At 55.4% G+C, this 14,106-nt stretch carries 13 protein-coding genes; 4 read left to right on the top strand and 9 right to left on the bottom strand.

The window, feature by feature from the left end:
• Window positions 1–126 precede the first annotated feature (126 nt).
• The 3 genes from RRF56_RS18265 to RRF56_RS18255 all read right to left on the bottom strand — a co-directional run bounded on the left by RRF56_RS18265 (window position 127) and on the right by RRF56_RS18255 (window position 2,151).
• Window positions 127–645 carry a hypothetical protein gene (locus RRF56_RS18265; RefSeq protein WP_317034591.1) on the bottom strand — a complete coding sequence of 173 codons (519 nt, stop codon included), beginning with the start codon at window positions 643–645 and terminating at the stop codon, window positions 127–129.
• Between the two features lie 216 nt (window positions 646–861).
• Entirely contained in the window at window positions 862–1,740 is an 879-nt protein-coding gene (locus RRF56_RS18260) for a hypothetical protein (RefSeq protein ID WP_317034590.1), read from the bottom strand.
• A 144-nt stretch (window positions 1,741–1,884) separates the two neighbouring features.
• The gene (locus tag RRF56_RS18255) at window positions 1,885–2,151 is read right to left on the bottom strand and encodes a hypothetical protein (protein WP_317034589.1); all 267 of its coding nucleotides are present in this window, start codon (window positions 2,149–2,151) and stop codon (window positions 1,885–1,887) included.
• A gap of 512 nt (window positions 2,152–2,663) precedes the next feature.
• Here RRF56_RS18255 and thrC point away from each other — a divergent pair.
• Window positions 2,664–3,701: a threonine synthase gene (gene thrC / locus RRF56_RS18250; protein WP_410510636.1), complete on the top strand. Its 1,038-nt coding sequence runs from the start codon at window positions 2,664–2,666 to the stop codon at window positions 3,699–3,701.
• A 154-nt stretch (window positions 3,702–3,855) separates the two neighbouring features.
• On the opposite strand, the gene RRF56_RS18245 is transcribed toward thrC, so the two are convergent.
• Both RRF56_RS18245 and RRF56_RS18240 read right to left on the bottom strand, forming a co-directional pair.
• The gene (locus RRF56_RS18245; RefSeq protein ID WP_317034587.1) at window positions 3,856–4,824 is read right to left on the bottom strand and encodes a LysR family transcriptional regulator; all 969 of its coding nucleotides are present in this window, start codon (window positions 4,822–4,824) and stop codon (window positions 3,856–3,858) included.
• A gap of 284 nt (window positions 4,825–5,108) precedes the next feature.
• Window positions 5,109–5,927: a TIGR01548 family HAD-type hydrolase gene (locus RRF56_RS18240; protein WP_317034586.1), complete on the bottom strand. Its 819-nt coding sequence runs from the start codon at window positions 5,925–5,927 to the stop codon at window positions 5,109–5,111.
• 87 nt (window positions 5,928–6,014) lie between these two features.
• On the opposite strand from RRF56_RS18240, the gene RRF56_RS18235 reads away from it, so the two are divergent.
• On the top strand, window positions 6,015–6,314 hold the full coding sequence (locus tag RRF56_RS18235) for a 30S ribosomal protein PSRP-3 (protein WP_193967853.1): 300 nt from the start codon (window positions 6,015–6,017) through the stop codon (window positions 6,312–6,314).
• 253 nt (window positions 6,315–6,567) lie between these two features.
• Here RRF56_RS18235 and atpC read toward each other — a convergent pair whose 3' ends face one another.
• Together atpC and atpD are read right to left on the bottom strand one after the other, a co-directional pair.
• A complete protein-coding gene (gene atpC / locus RRF56_RS18230) occupies window positions 6,568–6,975 on the bottom strand; it encodes an ATP synthase F1 subunit epsilon (protein ID WP_317034585.1) in 408 nt (135 codons plus the stop codon).
• A gap of 70 nt (window positions 6,976–7,045) precedes the next feature.
• Entirely contained in the window at window positions 7,046–8,500 is a 1,455-nt protein-coding gene (gene atpD / locus RRF56_RS18225; protein WP_317034584.1) for a F0F1 ATP synthase subunit beta, read from the bottom strand.
• Between the two features lie 257 nt (window positions 8,501–8,757).
• Between atpD and ppk1 the strand changes: the two genes are divergently transcribed.
• A complete protein-coding gene (gene ppk1, locus RRF56_RS18220; protein WP_317034583.1) occupies window positions 8,758–10,920 on the top strand; it encodes a polyphosphate kinase 1 in 2,163 nt (720 codons plus the stop codon).
• A gap of 52 nt (window positions 10,921–10,972) precedes the next feature.
• Here the strand turns inward: ppk1 and RRF56_RS18215 are convergent, their stop codons facing one another.
• On the bottom strand, window positions 10,973–12,232 hold the full coding sequence (locus RRF56_RS18215) for a DEAD/DEAH box helicase (protein ID WP_317034582.1): 1,260 nt from the start codon (window positions 12,230–12,232) through the stop codon (window positions 10,973–10,975).
• A 435-nt stretch (window positions 12,233–12,667) separates the two neighbouring features.
• Here RRF56_RS18215 and RRF56_RS18210 point away from each other — a divergent pair, with 435 nt between their 5' ends.
• A complete protein-coding gene (locus RRF56_RS18210) occupies window positions 12,668–13,453 on the top strand; it encodes a class I SAM-dependent methyltransferase (RefSeq protein ID WP_317034581.1) in 786 nt (261 codons plus the stop codon).
• 105 nt (window positions 13,454–13,558) lie between these two features.
• On the opposite strand, the gene RRF56_RS18205 is transcribed toward RRF56_RS18210, so the two are convergent.
• Entirely contained in the window at window positions 13,559–14,008 is a 450-nt protein-coding gene (locus RRF56_RS18205) for an SRPBCC domain-containing protein (RefSeq protein ID WP_317034580.1), read from the bottom strand.
• Window positions 14,009–14,106: the final 98 nt, after the last annotated feature.

Below are 14,106 nucleotides of genomic sequence, written 5' to 3'. Positions count from 1 at the left end.
CTGCGGCATAAGTCAGCCAACTGTTCCTGAAACCTGAAACCCAGCACCTGAAACCCTCAGCAATGGTTGCTCTATTTCTGCCAATCCGTACTCGTCAGTCTTAGTGGCATTAGCGTCAGGATTTGCCTAGTCTGGCAGACTATCTAATAGCCGTTGCAACCGAATTTTGACCATGACATAGAAGGGGAACTGGTAGTGCTCAGCCATTAGCCAGCCAACCATTGTGCCATGGGCCACCAGCGTACCTACAGCCCAGACCAAAGACCAGTTAATACTGGCAGTTGCGTCTAAGGGAGGAAACACATACCCCCCCAAGGCGACAATTCCGGCTGGAAAAATCACCAGGGCTAGCCCCACCAACCAAAGTGTTAAAGTAATGTCGCTCCGGCTTTGGTAAAGCGGCTGCCAGCGTCGTCCCTGCCAGCGCCATCCCATGGGCTGCACGCTATCGACCACATGCACTGTCTGCTGATCAAGGTTAGCCTCAAAGATGTGGCGGCAGAAGCTACAGGCATAGGTATCCATCATCACCATGGGCTGAATCTGTCCATGACGACAAACCGGGCACTCGTAGGTGTCTGCAATCCCTAGCCCCAGCACTCGCTGACCGATCTGTTCCTCAAAGAATGTCTTATCACTGCCCATCGGCCACCTTGTACCCTACCGATTTGCAACTGCAAGCGCTTGAGCTAAATGCAGCAGGTCTTCTAGATGGTAACGTCAGATTGCTCGTTGGTGGGCTACTGACCAACGAGCAATGGGGTGATCTCAAACCCAAATATCAGCATCCCAGGGCTAATGACCGATTACAACCTGGCCGTGCCCAGGGGCTAGCGATCTGTAGGCTGAGCTCAACACGACCTAAAGAGCACTGACCATAGGTGCGCCTACCGAGCGGGTGTAATCTCTGCCATCGTAGGTTAAAACCACCATAGGCTCTTGCCCAGACAAATCGACGGACTTCACCCTAATGCGTCCACCCGCCAACATATCGCCTTGGGAAACCCGACGACTAACGGTGCTACCCGGCTCGGTGACAATCACACTCACGCCACTGCCCACCTGCACCACACCGCTGACCACTACCTGGTCAACCAAATTTTGAAATGTGGGACTACCCGTTGGAGCCACAGCCAGATCTGTAGGGACAGGGGGCAAATTACCTGGCAAGAAGGGTAAGGGTAGGTTAGGAATAACCACCGGCTGAGCCTCTATCTGGGGCAAAGCAGGCAAGCTGGCAGTTGAGGTAACTGGTACTGTAGGCAGCCCTTGGCTGGCGATCGCAGGCGGGGCCGGGGTCAGCACAGCGGCAGCGGGGGCAGGGCGGGATACGCGAGGGCCGGGTAGGATGACCGACGCAAAGGGATCAGAGCGCCCCGCAGAAACCGCCTCTACCCGAGCTTGGGGAGAGGTTGAGCGCAATAAGCTTGGGTCTGCCAACCGCAGAGACCTCGAAGCTTGAAAGAAAGGCTGAGACGACTGGAAGGGGGTAGCGGCATCTCCGGTCGCAGGTACCAGTGCGCCATCAAAGTCGGCATCGGCAGTGGCAACGCCTTGATCACTAGGGGCAGATGTCCCAGTGGCTGGACTGTCGGTGGCGGTAAGGGTGGTGAGCTTGAAGGTTGCACCAGCGGCCACAGCCAACAGTAGGCCCCCTGCGATCGCCGAATAGAGCTTTCGATTGGCCAGGCCTTGAAGCTTGGCTTCGCCAGGTTGCCTGGGCTTAGCAGAGTAAGTCATCGCAGCATCTCCCCACAGAATCACCTTAACACTAGCGAATTCTTCAGAAAGTGGCGCACTTTCGCCCTAACCAAGTCAACAATTGCCAAACACAGGCTCCTTCGACCGTGACTCGGTCTGAGGTATGGCGACCGGCGTTTCAGACTACCCCTGACGGCGCTGGTGCATGGCTTGAAGCTGTAACAATAACGCCTCAGCCTCAGCTTGAAGGTGTAATAACTCGACCTGCTGGTTGGGGAGATAGGCCGATCGGTGCGCCTCAATCAAACAGATTTTTTCATCGGCGGCTGGGGTGGTTTCGCGCCCAACGGAGGCCATATTTGCCCTTGCATGGACATCTGTAGCCGATTCAGTAGTTCTATCAGCAAAGACCGTTACTGGGGCCTTAGCGCGATCGACGGGGGCGTTCATGGGCGCAACTTAATAGAGAATTGTACTCAGTCAGAAAGTTAAGGCATTTTAACCGTCCTGTCTAGAGGACAATCTTAAACTGGCCTCTGTACCCCTTAGACCACCGCTAGACAGTTTGGCAATTGGGTAGAAACTTGGAGTTGACCTGATCACCTGGCTTAACCCAAATTATTCATGAGCACAGAGGTTAAACGCTGTCAGTCCCGCAGAGGCGGGGTTTATTCGCGTAGATTCTCGCTTTCACGGGTATGACGGGTATTGCTTTGGCGTTTCTGGCCTTAGCGTTTATGAATAATGCAGGCTAAAATATCGCCCGTCGATCCGTTGGGGTCGAGGCTCACGGTAAACTAGGAAACATACCGTGTTGATGGGGTACGGGGTCATTGTGGCTCGAACCCATCAGCCTCCTATTACACCGCCGACCTACCGTGACCCTAAGCGTAAATCCTGCCACCGCCGTTCCTGTTACTGCCCCTCGCGTCCCTGCCGCTGGGCTACAGCCTTGGCCAGGGCTGATTGAGGCCTATCGAGCCTATCTGCCTGTTTCAGATCAAACCCCGGTGGTTACCCTATGCGAGGGCAACACGCCTCTAATTCCTATGCCTGCCTTAGCCCAGCACATCGGTAAAGATGTCAAGGTGTGGGTTAAGTATGACGGCCTCAACCCCACGGGCAGCTTCAAAGACCGGGGCATGACTATGGCCATCTCTAAGGCAAAGGAGGCCGGGGCCGAAGCGGTCATTTGTGCCAGTACCGGCAACACCTCTGCTGCGGCTGCGGCCTATGCCCGTCGGGGCGGCATGCGGGCCTTTGTCCTGATTCCCGATGGCTATGTGGCCCTGGGTAAGCTGGCCCAGGCCCTGCTCTACGGGGCCGAGGTGTTGGCCATCAATGGCAACTTTGACGACGCCCTGACGATGGTGCGCGAGCTGGCGGAAGATTACCCCATTACGCTGGTCAACTCGGTTAACCCCTACCGTTTAGAAGGGCAAAAAACTGGGGCCTTTGAGGTGGTTGATGCCTTGGGCGACGCTCCCGACTGGCTGTGCATTCCGGTGGGTAACGCGGGCAATATCACCGCCTACTGGATGGGCTTTTGTGAGTATCATCAGCAGCGCAAGTGCAGCCGACTACCCCGCATGATGGGCTTTCAGGCCGCAGGGGCTGCCCCTCTAGTCAATGGCCATGTGGTGCGCGATCCCCAAACCCTGGCTACAGCCATTCGCATTGGCAACCCCGCCAGCTGGACGAAGGCCGAAGCTGTGCGCGATGCCAGCCAGGGGGAGTTTAACGCGGTCACCGATGAGGAAATTCTGGAGGCCTACAGACTGCTGGCCCTAGAGGGAGTGTTTTGCGAACCGGCCAGTGCAGCCTCCGTCGCTGGGTTGCTTAAGGTCAAAGACCAGGTGCCCGCTGGCATCAATATTGTCTGCGTGCTGACCGGCAATGGCTTAAAAGACCCAGACACAGCGATCGCCCACAGCAACAACCAAGTCAAAGGCGGCCTCAACCCCGATGCTGCAACCATAGCCAAAGCCATGGGCTTCTAGGCCAGATCGTCCTCGCTTCCATCCTCTGTACTGTCCGGAATCGGCTAGAGCCAGGTTGTAGCCTGCTATGGAGAGTATGAACAGCGTTCAGTATCCCTCCAGAACAACAACGACCTGCTGCCCCGGCCTAGCGTCGGGGCATTTTTCAGGTTTGCTACAACCGCCGATTGCCTTGAACCTTAATATTTTCAGCCCCAGGGCTAGCGGAGGGGTGTTTGACCTGCGACTGGGGCCAAATTGCCTTCAGCCGAGCTAAAAAGGCATAAACCGGGGGTGGCAACAGCGCATCATGCAGCACAATCATGCCAATTACCCGTTCTAGGGGCTGGGGCAGTTCAGCTATTCGTAGCCCAGCCGGAATGGGCTCAGCGGCTAAGGACGCCATAATGGTTGCGCCTAGGCCCCGCTCTACCATGCTAAGAATGGTGGAGTCTTCGCGCACCACATAGGCGGGCTGGATCTGCTGCCCCCAGCGGTGCAGCAGCTGGTCAACATACTGGCGATCGCCGTCGTCGGGGGGCGGCAAAATCAGCGGATAGGTCGCCAACTCTGCCCAGGTTAGCGGCTCAGGCACCTCTGGAGCACCGGGAGGCAGCAGGACAATATAGCGATCGCGTAGCAACTCCCACTGGTCGAACTCGTCGCGGGTGGGCAGGTAGGTGAAGCCCACATCGGCACGGCCCTGGCGCAGGTCGCTCTCGACCATCTCGTAGTGAAATTTTTCATCGATGGTAATGGTGACTCCCGGGCACTGCTGGCGAAACTGGCGAATCACCTCCGGCAGAATGTGCGTTGCTACGCTCCGAAAGGCGGCAATGCGCACTTCTCCGGTTTCTAAGCCCTTGGCCTGGTCAGCTTTGTGGCAGAGGCTATGGAGCGATCGCAGCACCTGCCGGGCTTCTGCGGTAATGTGTTCGCCCACGGGCGTTAACACCGCTCCCTGACGCCCCCGATTGAGCAACAGCACGCCCAATTCTTCTTCCAAAGTGGCAATGGCGTGGCTCACCGCTGACTGGGAGAGGTCTAGATGTAATGCCGCATCACTAAACGAACCCTGATCAGCAATAGCCACTAGCGCCCGCAGTTGCGAGAGCTTGAGGCGATGAGGGTCAGCTTTAGCCATTGCACCGTCCTAGATGAATGCCGATAAGCTAGACACTAACTCCTGATCGCTCTCAGATGAAAGGGATCGCCAGAAATTAGCTGGCGATCGCCAGTTATAGCCATAGCCACGTTGGTTAGAACATCAGGAAACCCTAAAAACGTTCAAACGTTTGAACATTCATCTAAGAACTGTCTCACCAGACTGGCTACAGCTATAATTTCTGGCGACACTGCACCTTAAATTTGTGGTGATGATCACAGCCAACGGCTTCAACAGCAGACTGCTGCTACGGAGAAGAGGTACTACCCCCCGATAAGCGACTTAGCGTAGGCGGCGGTCAACTCAGTCACTTGACTAACCACCCCATCAGCCCCAGCTTGCTCTAGCGCGTCTGCGTAGGACTGGCGATAGGAATCGGCCCCGGTCGCCACATGGGGCGGCAGCACCCCAACCCCAATCCAGCGGCGCTGGTCACTGAGCATGACTCTGGCTTGCTCAACGGTCTGCATATCGGCCACAGTATCTCCGGCATAGATCACGGGAAGGTCAAGGGGCAGCTGGTAGTGCCGCGTTAGGGCTTCTACCACCCCTTGTAGCCCGGTGGGGTCAGGCTTACCGGGAGCATCTTCCATAGCCACTAGCACTGGATCAGCTAAGCCCAGCCGCCGCTGAAGCACAAAGTGGGCTGAGCCTCGGGTTGCGCCACTAAAGAAACCCCAGGCAATGCGATCGCGCGTCAAGCTTTCAAAGTACTCCGCATCGACCAGCAGCGGCTCCTGGAGGATGTACCCCGTCCATTGGTCAGGGTCTTCGGGGTTAGGCCCCCGGTAGCGCCGCTGAAAGAAGCCGACAATCTGGTCATAGTCAAGGGCGATCGCCTCTCGCCGTTGGCCCTGCCCCTCAAAATAGCGATACACCAGCTCCTGAGAGCCCTCCCAATCGTTGTTCCACACCCCTTCCCCTTTGAGCCGATCGATATCTTCTGAGCTGGGGCGATACTGGCCACCGGTAAATTCTTCTACGGTGTCAGCCAGCGCACGGCGGTAAGAATTACCGACATCCCGCAGAACACCGTCGATATCAAACACTGCGATCGCCAATGGATGAGCCAGAGAAGTCATAGAACACAGACTTGGGGTAGAGAGCGGGGAAGCAAGGTGATAGAATTATAGACTGTAGTATTTTTTTGAATTGCAGCGGAGGTCTACTTGTCCAGATTTGTCCTAAAAGTACTCTGGCTCGAAAAAGACGTTGCGCTGGCGGTTGATCAGGTGGTAGGCAAGGGCACCAGCCCGCTCACCTCTTACTTCTTCTGGCCCCGTAACGACGCCTGGGAACAAATGAAAACCGAGCTTGAAAGCAAGCCCTGGATCGAAGAAGAGGAGCGGGTTGAGATTCTCAACCAGGCTACCGAGATCATTAACTATTGGCAGGAAGAAGGTAAGGGTAAGCCCCTAACCGAGGCCCAAGACCGCTTTCCCGAAATTACCTTTACCGGTAGTTCGTGATTGCAGTACCAGCGTACAGGTCCCATCGAAAGTTGGAATCAGGCCTATCTATGATGACCGCAATTGTCTGAACCTATTTAGATCTGCGGATTCCTTAAAAAGCCCATCAAATCTAACGATTTGATGGGCTTTTTAAGAGGTATAGCCATAGTCATTTAGATGAGGACATCCAAAACCCTAGAAACGTTCGAACGTTTTTAGGGGAAATGTCTTAATCAAATCGGCTACAGCTATAAATAAAAACGCAGAAACCCTACTTGAGGCCCCCAGCCGCCTGAAGTCTAGCCCTAGCCCGCTTTAGGCCCTGACGAGCTTGAATAGTGGCCTGTCTATCGTCGGCGTTGGTCTGACTGACACGGGCCTCTGCTTCTTGATAGGCAGCTTGGGCTTTAGCGACATCAATCGCATCCCCTCGCTCGGCTCCGTTGACCAGAATGATCAACTCATTGTTATCAACTTCAGCAAATCCACCCATCAGGGCAATGGGTACCCACTCTTTATCAGCCCTAACCCGCATGACGCCCACATCTAGAGCCGTGAGCAAGGGGGCGTGGCCAGCTAAAATACCGAGCTGACCCGTAGTGCTGGGCAGAATGACTTCCTCGGCCTCAGCGTCCCAAACAGTTTTGTCTGGGGCAATTACACGAACAGTTAATGCCATAGCAAGGATGAAATAGGGACTATCACAGCATGGTGGGGGGCAAGCCTGAGCTTAACCCCCCAACCCGACTCTACTTCTCGGCCTTGAGTTTCTCAGCCGCTTCTAGCACTTCTTCAATGCCACCCTTGAGGTAGAAGCACTGCTCAGGAATGTCATCTAGCTCACCAGACAGAATCTGCTTAAAGGCTTTGATGTTGTCTTCCAAAGACACGTACTTACCGGGGGAACCCGTAAAGATCTCAGCCACAAAGAAGGGCTGAGACAGGAATCGCTCGATTTTACGGGCGCGCGCTACCGTCAACCGGTCATCTTCCGAAAGCTCGTCGAGGCCCAGAATGGCGATGATGTCTTGTAGCTCTTTGTAGCGCTGTAGGGTAGACTGCACAGCCCGAGCGGTTTGATAGTGCTCTTCACCCACAATGCTGGCTTGCAGCATGGTAGAGGCAGAGTCGAGGGGATCTACCGCCGGGTAAATTGCCTTAGAAGCCAGAGCCCGAGACAGTACCGTAGTGGCGTCTAGGTGGGCAAAGGTGGTGGCCGGAGCCGGGTCGGTCAGGTCGTCTGCCGGTACATATACCGCTTGAATGGAGGTGATAGAGCCTTCCAGGGTGGAAGTAATGCGCTCTTGCAGGTCACCCATGTCGGTACCGAGGGTGGGCTGGTAACCCACAGCGGAAGGCATGCGGCCCAGCAGCGCCGATACCTCAGAACCGGCTTGTACAAACCGGAAGATGTTGTCGATGAACAGCAGCACGTCTTGCTTGTTGACGTCGCGGAAGTATTCGGCCATGGTCAGCGCCGATAGAGCGACCCGCATACGAGCCCCAGGGGGTTCATTCATCTGACCGTAGACCAGGGCGACCTTAGACTTGCTCAGGTCGTCGGCGTTGATCACGCCCGACTCGATAAATTCGTTGTAGAGGTCGTTGCCTTCGCGGGTGCGTTCGCCTACGCCGCCAAACACTGACACACCACCGTGCTCTTTAGCGATGTTGTTGATCAGTTCTTGAATCAGTACGGTTTTACCCACGCCCGCACCGCCAAAGAGACCGACCTTGCCGCCACGACGGTAGGGAGCCAGCAGGTCAATGACTTTAATACCGGTTTCAAACACCGTCGGCTGAGTCTCTAGCTCAGTAAACTTAGGCGCTGACCGGTGAATGGGGGAGGTGGTGTCAACATTGACAGGCCCTTTTTCATCTACAGGCTCACCCAGCACGTTGAAAATTCGGCCCAGGGTAGCGGTGCCCACGGGCACGCTGATGGGAAGGCCAGTATCGACAACTTTCATGCCCCGCACCAGGCCATCGGTGGTGCTCATCGAAACGGCCCGCACCTGGGAATCGCCCAGGAGCTGCTGCACTTCGCAGGTAACGGCAACTTCATTGCCAGCGGGGTTTGTGCCCTGGATTTTGAGGGCATTGTAGATTCTTGGCATTTCGCCAGCTGTAAATTTAATGTCTACAACTGGGCCAATAATTTGAGTGATGTAGCCAACGTTTGTTTGTTCTGCTGTGGTGACCATGCTTGCGCCTATCTCGTATGATCAGCTGTTTGGTCGCTTTTAATTAACTGTTACATTCTAAAGCGCCATCATTCAGAGTATCACTAGAGCGTGACAGCCTACGACGATCGCGCTGACTTTATCTAATCTCTAGAGGTAAGCGACGCAAATCTGGCTTTTTCGTGGAGATGTCAGGGATCGCCTGACCTAGGTTTCTTAACCCAACTATCAAGTTGGGTGGCTAAGATGCGTTGATAACCTTGGGGGTGGAGGCCACCATGACTAAAGCTGACCTGGCTGAGCAGAGTGTCAACTTGAGCGACTCTCGCTATTACATCAACCGCGAGGTTAGCTGGCTAGGGTTTAATGAGCGAGTGCTGCATGAGGCACTGGATCCGCGTACCCCGCTGCTAGAGCGGCTGAAGTTCTTAGCGATTTATAGCTCTAACTTAGATGAGTTCTTTATGGTGCGCATCTCTGGGGTGATGGAGCAGGCTGAGGCGGGGGTGCACCCTGAAACCCCGGATCAGCTGCCACCCGTGAAGCAGCTGGAAATCATGCGATCGCACCTGCTGGAAAAGGTGCAGCTTCAGCATCACACCTTTGAGCATGATTTGCGACCGGCGCTGACTGAGCACGGGGTGTATCTGCAAAACTACCGCGATCTGGACAAAGAGCAAATTTTCTTTCTCAGGGACTACTTTGAGAAGCGCATCTTTCCGGTGCTGACGCCCCTCAGCGTCGACCCATCGCACCCGTTTCCACGCATGTCGAACCTGAGCCTGAACCTGGCGGTGCGGGTGGTTGATCCCGAAACTGGCATTGAGCGCTTTGCTCGCGTCAAGGTGCCTAGCAGCCTGCCCCGGTTTGTGAGCATGCCCGAGTCGCTGCGCACCTACCAGGGCGACCCATGCGTGTGGATTGGGGTACCCCTAGAGCAGGTGATTGCCGAAAACCTGGGCTACCTGTTTCCAGGCATGACCATTGTGGGGCACCACCTGTTTCGCATTACCCGCGATGCCGACTTTCCGGTTTTAGAGGACGAGGCCGACGATCTATTGATCGCGATCGAAAAGGAAATCAATAAGCGGCGGCTGGAGGGTTTTGTCTGTCGGGTGGAGCTAGAGGGCGCTATGCCTGAGGACCTTAAAGAAGGTCTGATGCGGGAACTGCAGGTCAGCCCCGATCGCATTTACGAAATTGACGGTTTACTCAACCTAGCCGATCTATTCTTTTTTCTCTCAATACCACTGCCCGAGCTGAAGGATAAGCCCTGGACAGCTCTGGTTCCGCCGCGACTCAAGCCGGTGATTGAGCAAGACGATGACGGGGGCCGTAGCTACGCAGAGCACCCGCCCAATATCTTTGCTGCGCTGCGGGAAGGCGACATTTTGGTGCACCACCCCTACGAAGCCTTCAGCGCATCGGTGCAGCAGTTTATTACCCAGGCGGCCAACGACCCGAAGGTGCTGGCCATCAAGATTACGCTCTACCGCACCTCCGGTGACTCACCGATTGTCAAGGCGCTGATTGCGGCGGCGGCCAACCGCAAGCAGGTGGTCGCCCTAGTCGAACTCAAGGCTCGCTTCGACGAAGCTAACAACATTGAGTGGGCTAAGAAGCTGGAAGATGCTGGCGTGCACGTGGTCTATGGCATTGTGGGGCTCAAAACCCACACCAAAACTACTTTAGTGGTGCGCGAGGAAGGCAATGAGATTCGTCGCTATGTGCACATTGGCACCGGCAACTACAACCCTAAAACCTCGAAGCTTTACACCGATCTGGGGCTGTTTAGCTGTCGAGAAGATCTAGGAGCTGACCTGAGCGATTTGTTTAATTTTCTCACCGGCTACTCGCGGCAAAAAGCCTACCGCAAACTGCTGGTGGCCCCGCTGACTCTGCGCGATCGCATGGAAGATCTGGTTCGCCGCGAGATTGACCACGCCCAGAGCGGGGGCCAGGGCAAAATTGTCGTCAAAATGAATTCTTTAGTGGATTACGCCATGATCAAACTGCTCTACGAAGCCTCTCGGGCTGGAGTAGAGATTGATCTGATTGTGCGCGGCATTTGCTGTCTGCGCCCCGGTTTGCCCGGCATTAGCGAAAACATTCGGGTGATTAGCATTATTGGCGGGTTCTTAGAGCACTCGCGTATTTTCTGCTTCCACAACAATGACCAGCCTGAGTACTACATCGGCAGCGCCGACTGGATGACGCGCAACCTCGATCGCCGGGTCGAAGCGGTGGTACCGATTGAAGATCCAGCCCTCGTCATTGAGCTACAAATTATTCTCGATATTATGCTGGCCGACAATCGCCAGGCCTGGGAAATGGATGCTGAAGGCAACTTTACCCAGCGCCGACCCCGCGACGACAATGAGGAACGGGGCACCCATAGAGTGCTGAAAGACTACTTTCTCAAGCGCGATCGCGTTTTGTAAATCGGGGTTGTAGCCGTTCCTGAAAACAGGCAACGGCTACAACCCAGAGTCTCTAGCCTCTGGCCCCCGCTCCAGCCCGACGCGGGGCGCTGGGGCTGCCACCAGTGCGTCGTCGAGGACGCTGACGACGGGGCTTGCCAGGGGCTGCTGCGGACCTGACGTTGGAGGTGTCTGAGGAGAAGGAAGGCTCGTAACCCGCTACCACATCTTGGGTGATGGGCTGCTTGAGCATGCGCTCAATGCTGATCAGCAGGGGCAGTTCATCGTCGCTGATCAGCGAGATGGCGCGCCCTTCGTTGCCCGCCCGGCCAGTGCGGCCAATGCGGTGCACGTAGTCTTCGGGCACGTTGGGCAACTCAAAGTTGACCACATAGGGCAGCTGATCGATGTCGATACCGCGGGAAGCCACATCGGTGGCGACTAGCACCCGCACGCGGCCCTGCTTAAAGTCTTTGAGGGCACGGGCGCGGGCCGCCTGAGTTTTGTTGCCGTGGATGGCGGCGGTTTTGAGGCCGTCTTTGGCCAATTGCTCGGCCAGGCGGTTAGCGCCGTGCTTGGTGCGGGTAAATACCAGCACCTGCTGCCAGTTGTGGAAGCCGATGATGTGGGAGAGCAGCTCCCGCTTGCGGTGGCGATCGACGGGGTGCACCACCTGCTCTACCCGCTCGGCGGTGGTGTTGCGGGGGGCAACCTCAATCTGCACGGGTGATTTCAGCAGAGTGTGGGCTAGCTGCTGAATGGGCTTGGAGAAGGTGGCTGAAAACATCAGGGTCTGGCGTTCGTCGGGCAAACGACCCATGATTTTGCGAATGTCGTGAATGAAGCCCATGTCAAGCATGCGATCGCACTCATCGAGCACCAAAATCTCAACGGCACTGAGATCGACGGTGCCCTGGCTGACGTGATCGAGCAGACGCCCTGGGGTGGCGATCAGAATATCAATGCCCTGGCGCAGCTGGCGGGCCTGGCCACCAAAGCTGACGCCACCGTAAACCATTGCGGCCCGAAAGGGCATGTGCTTGCCATAGGTGATCACGCTTTCGCCCACCTGGGCTGCTAGCTCGCGGGTGGGGGTGAGCACCAGAGCCCGGGGAATGCGTTTGCCAGTGGTTTTGGTTTCAGCCAGCCGCTGCAAGAGCGGTAAGGTAAAGCCCGCCGTTTTGCCGGTGCCCGTTTGGGCGCTGGCCAACATGTCTTGACCGGCTAAAATAGCGGGGATCGCCTTTTGCTGAATGGGGGTGGGCTCAGTGTAGCCCTGATCGGCAACCGCGCGAAGTAGACCGGTCGTAAGACCGAGTTGTTCAAAACTCATGAAATTTTATGCTCCTAGTGGTGCCCCTATCCCAAATCAAGTACCTGGGCCCAGTCTAAGAGCAGTGAATTTTAATCAAAAGAACGGCTGCTAAGCAAATTCTGTTGGCCAGCGCAGACCGGATGGCTGGACGAAGCTACAGTCTAGCAGATAAAACCAAGAAGTTAGAGGTTGGCCATCGGGAGTTATAGCTGTAGCCAATTTGGTTAAGACATTTCTCTTAAAAACGTTGGAACGTTCGAGCGTTTCTGCATGACCCAACTCGGTGACTATGGCATAACCGTAGTCAGCGTTTTATATAGATGGCGCTTGCGAAAAGAGCAGCCCTGCTGCCAGAAGTTCGAAGACAACCAAAGCAGCGTAAAATTCTCTCAAGAGAAACTATTGCCGACCATGGGCTCAGCCTAGGACGTGCCACAGCGTCTTGGGAGCCGCATGATCGAGAACAATCGAACCCTCTACGATAGCGATCGCATCGTTGGTTATTACAAGCAACTCAATCGACTTCAGCCCGCCGAAGCAGCCATTCTGGGGCAGTTAAAAGATCGTCTGCCGACTATGCGCATGCTGGATATTGGCATTGGCGGCGGGCGCACCACCCAGCACTTTTTGCCTTTAGTTGGCGAATACACTGGCATCGACTATGCCCCTGGCATGATTGCCGCTTGTCAACAGCGATTTGCTCACGCGCCCCAGCGGGCGCAGCTGGCGGTAGTCGATGCCAGAGACATGGGGCAGTTTGCCAATGACTCCTTTGACTTTATTTTGTTTAGCTTTAACGGCATTGACTATGTGTCGCACGGCGATCGCCTGCGCATTCTCCAAGAACTTCACCGGGTAGGTAAAGCAGGAAGCTATGTGCTGTTTTCTAGCCACAACCTGCAAAGCATGGCTAGAGCCTTTGACTATCGCCAGCACCTGGGTCGCAACCCGCTAAAAACCTATGAGAATTTAGCTATGTGGGGAATCACCCGATTCTTTAATCGATCGCTCAGCCTGAGGGCGGTGCAGTCGGCGGGTTATCTGGTGCTCAGGGATGAATCGCACAATTTTCGGCTTCAGACTTACTACATTCGGCCAGAAACACAGGTTGAGCAGTTGGCATTTGGGTTTGACACTATCGAGATTTACCCCTGGACTCAACGCACCAAGGTGAAGGATTTGAGTGACGGTTGGCTTGAGTCTGACCTGTGGCTCTATTATTTCTGCCGGATTAGCTAACGGTTTTCTGCAAAAGTTTAGATGGGACGGTCTGCCGCACTCTTAAAAGATATAAGGATGGGCACGCGATGCTTTGCCCATCCTACGGTTAATGCAACCACCGACTTACCACTGTCTGCGGTAGTGGTGCTCAACGTAGCGCTTAATCTGCCGAGCCATCCGGCGAATGCCCTCTTTTTCGTCGCGGCGAATGAAGGGCAGAAACACCTGGGACAGTAGGCCAGAGATGCGTTCTTGGTGGATGTATTTGGTGCGGTTGGGGCCAACATCTTCAAGCTCAAACACATGCTCACTTTTAAAACCAGGGCCTTTAGAGACCCACCGCAAGCAGTGGTTAGGCTGTACCAGCAGAATGCGGGGCTGAAATTCGGTTTCATCTTCGCCCTCAAGGCGGCGCAGGGCGAGAAAGACTTCGCCACCGGGTCGGATGGGCAGGTTGGGGTCGCAGTCGTAGAGAAAGGTATTCCATCGGTGCCATTCTTCTTTGCGCACCAGGGCATCCCACACGGCAAAGCGAGGGGCATTGATCGTGACTTGGCTGTAAAAGCTGGGCATGGCAGTTGAAGGGGTAGCCAGGAACCGTGCGTGAGTAACAGACGCTACTGCTATCTTCACACACACTGAGGATACATAGGGGAGGGGCAGTCGTTCAA

Source organism: Nodosilinea sp. E11, from assembly GCF_032813545.1.
GTDB lineage: Bacteria > Cyanobacteriota > Cyanobacteriia > Phormidesmidales > Phormidesmidaceae > Nodosilinea.
The sequence above is the reverse complement of the archived record's forward strand: the minus strand, read 5'-3'. Positions and strand labels throughout refer to the sequence as shown.

Bases quoted from the DNA above. Each gene is read 5' to 3' on its own strand.
- RRF56_RS18265 (WP_317034591.1), bottom strand. From the start codon at position 645: ATGGGCAGTGATAAGACATTCTTTGAGGAACAGATCGGTCAGCGAGTG.
- RRF56_RS18210 (WP_317034581.1), top strand. From the start codon at position 12,668: ATGATCGAGAACAATCGAACCCTCTACGATAGCGATCGCATCGTTGGT.
- atpC (WP_317034585.1), bottom strand. From the start codon at position 6,975: ATGGCATTAACTGTTCGTGTAATTGCCCCAGACAAAACTGTTTGGGAC.
- RRF56_RS18245 (WP_317034587.1), bottom strand. From the start codon at position 4,824: ATGGCTAAAGCTGACCCTCATCGCCTCAAGCTCTCGCAACTGCGGGCG.
- RRF56_RS18260 (WP_317034590.1), bottom strand. From the start codon at position 1,740: ATGACTTACTCTGCTAAGCCCAGGCAACCTGGCGAAGCCAAGCTTCAA.
- atpD (WP_317034584.1), bottom strand. From the start codon at position 8,500: ATGGTCACCACAGCAGAACAAACAAACGTTGGCTACATCACTCAAATT.
- RRF56_RS18240 (WP_317034586.1), bottom strand. From the start codon at position 5,927: ATGACTTCTCTGGCTCATCCATTGGCGATCGCAGTGTTTGATATCGAC.
- RRF56_RS18255 (WP_317034589.1), bottom strand. From the start codon at position 2,151: ATGAACGCCCCCGTCGATCGCGCTAAGGCCCCAGTAACGGTCTTTGCT.
- RRF56_RS18205 (WP_317034580.1), bottom strand. From the start codon at position 14,008: ATGCCCAGCTTTTACAGCCAAGTCACGATCAATGCCCCTCGCTTTGCC.
- RRF56_RS18215 (WP_317034582.1), bottom strand. From the start codon at position 12,232: ATGAGTTTTGAACAACTCGGTCTTACGACCGGTCTACTTCGCGCGGTT.
- ppk1 (WP_317034583.1), top strand. From the start codon at position 8,758: ATGACTAAAGCTGACCTGGCTGAGCAGAGTGTCAACTTGAGCGACTCT.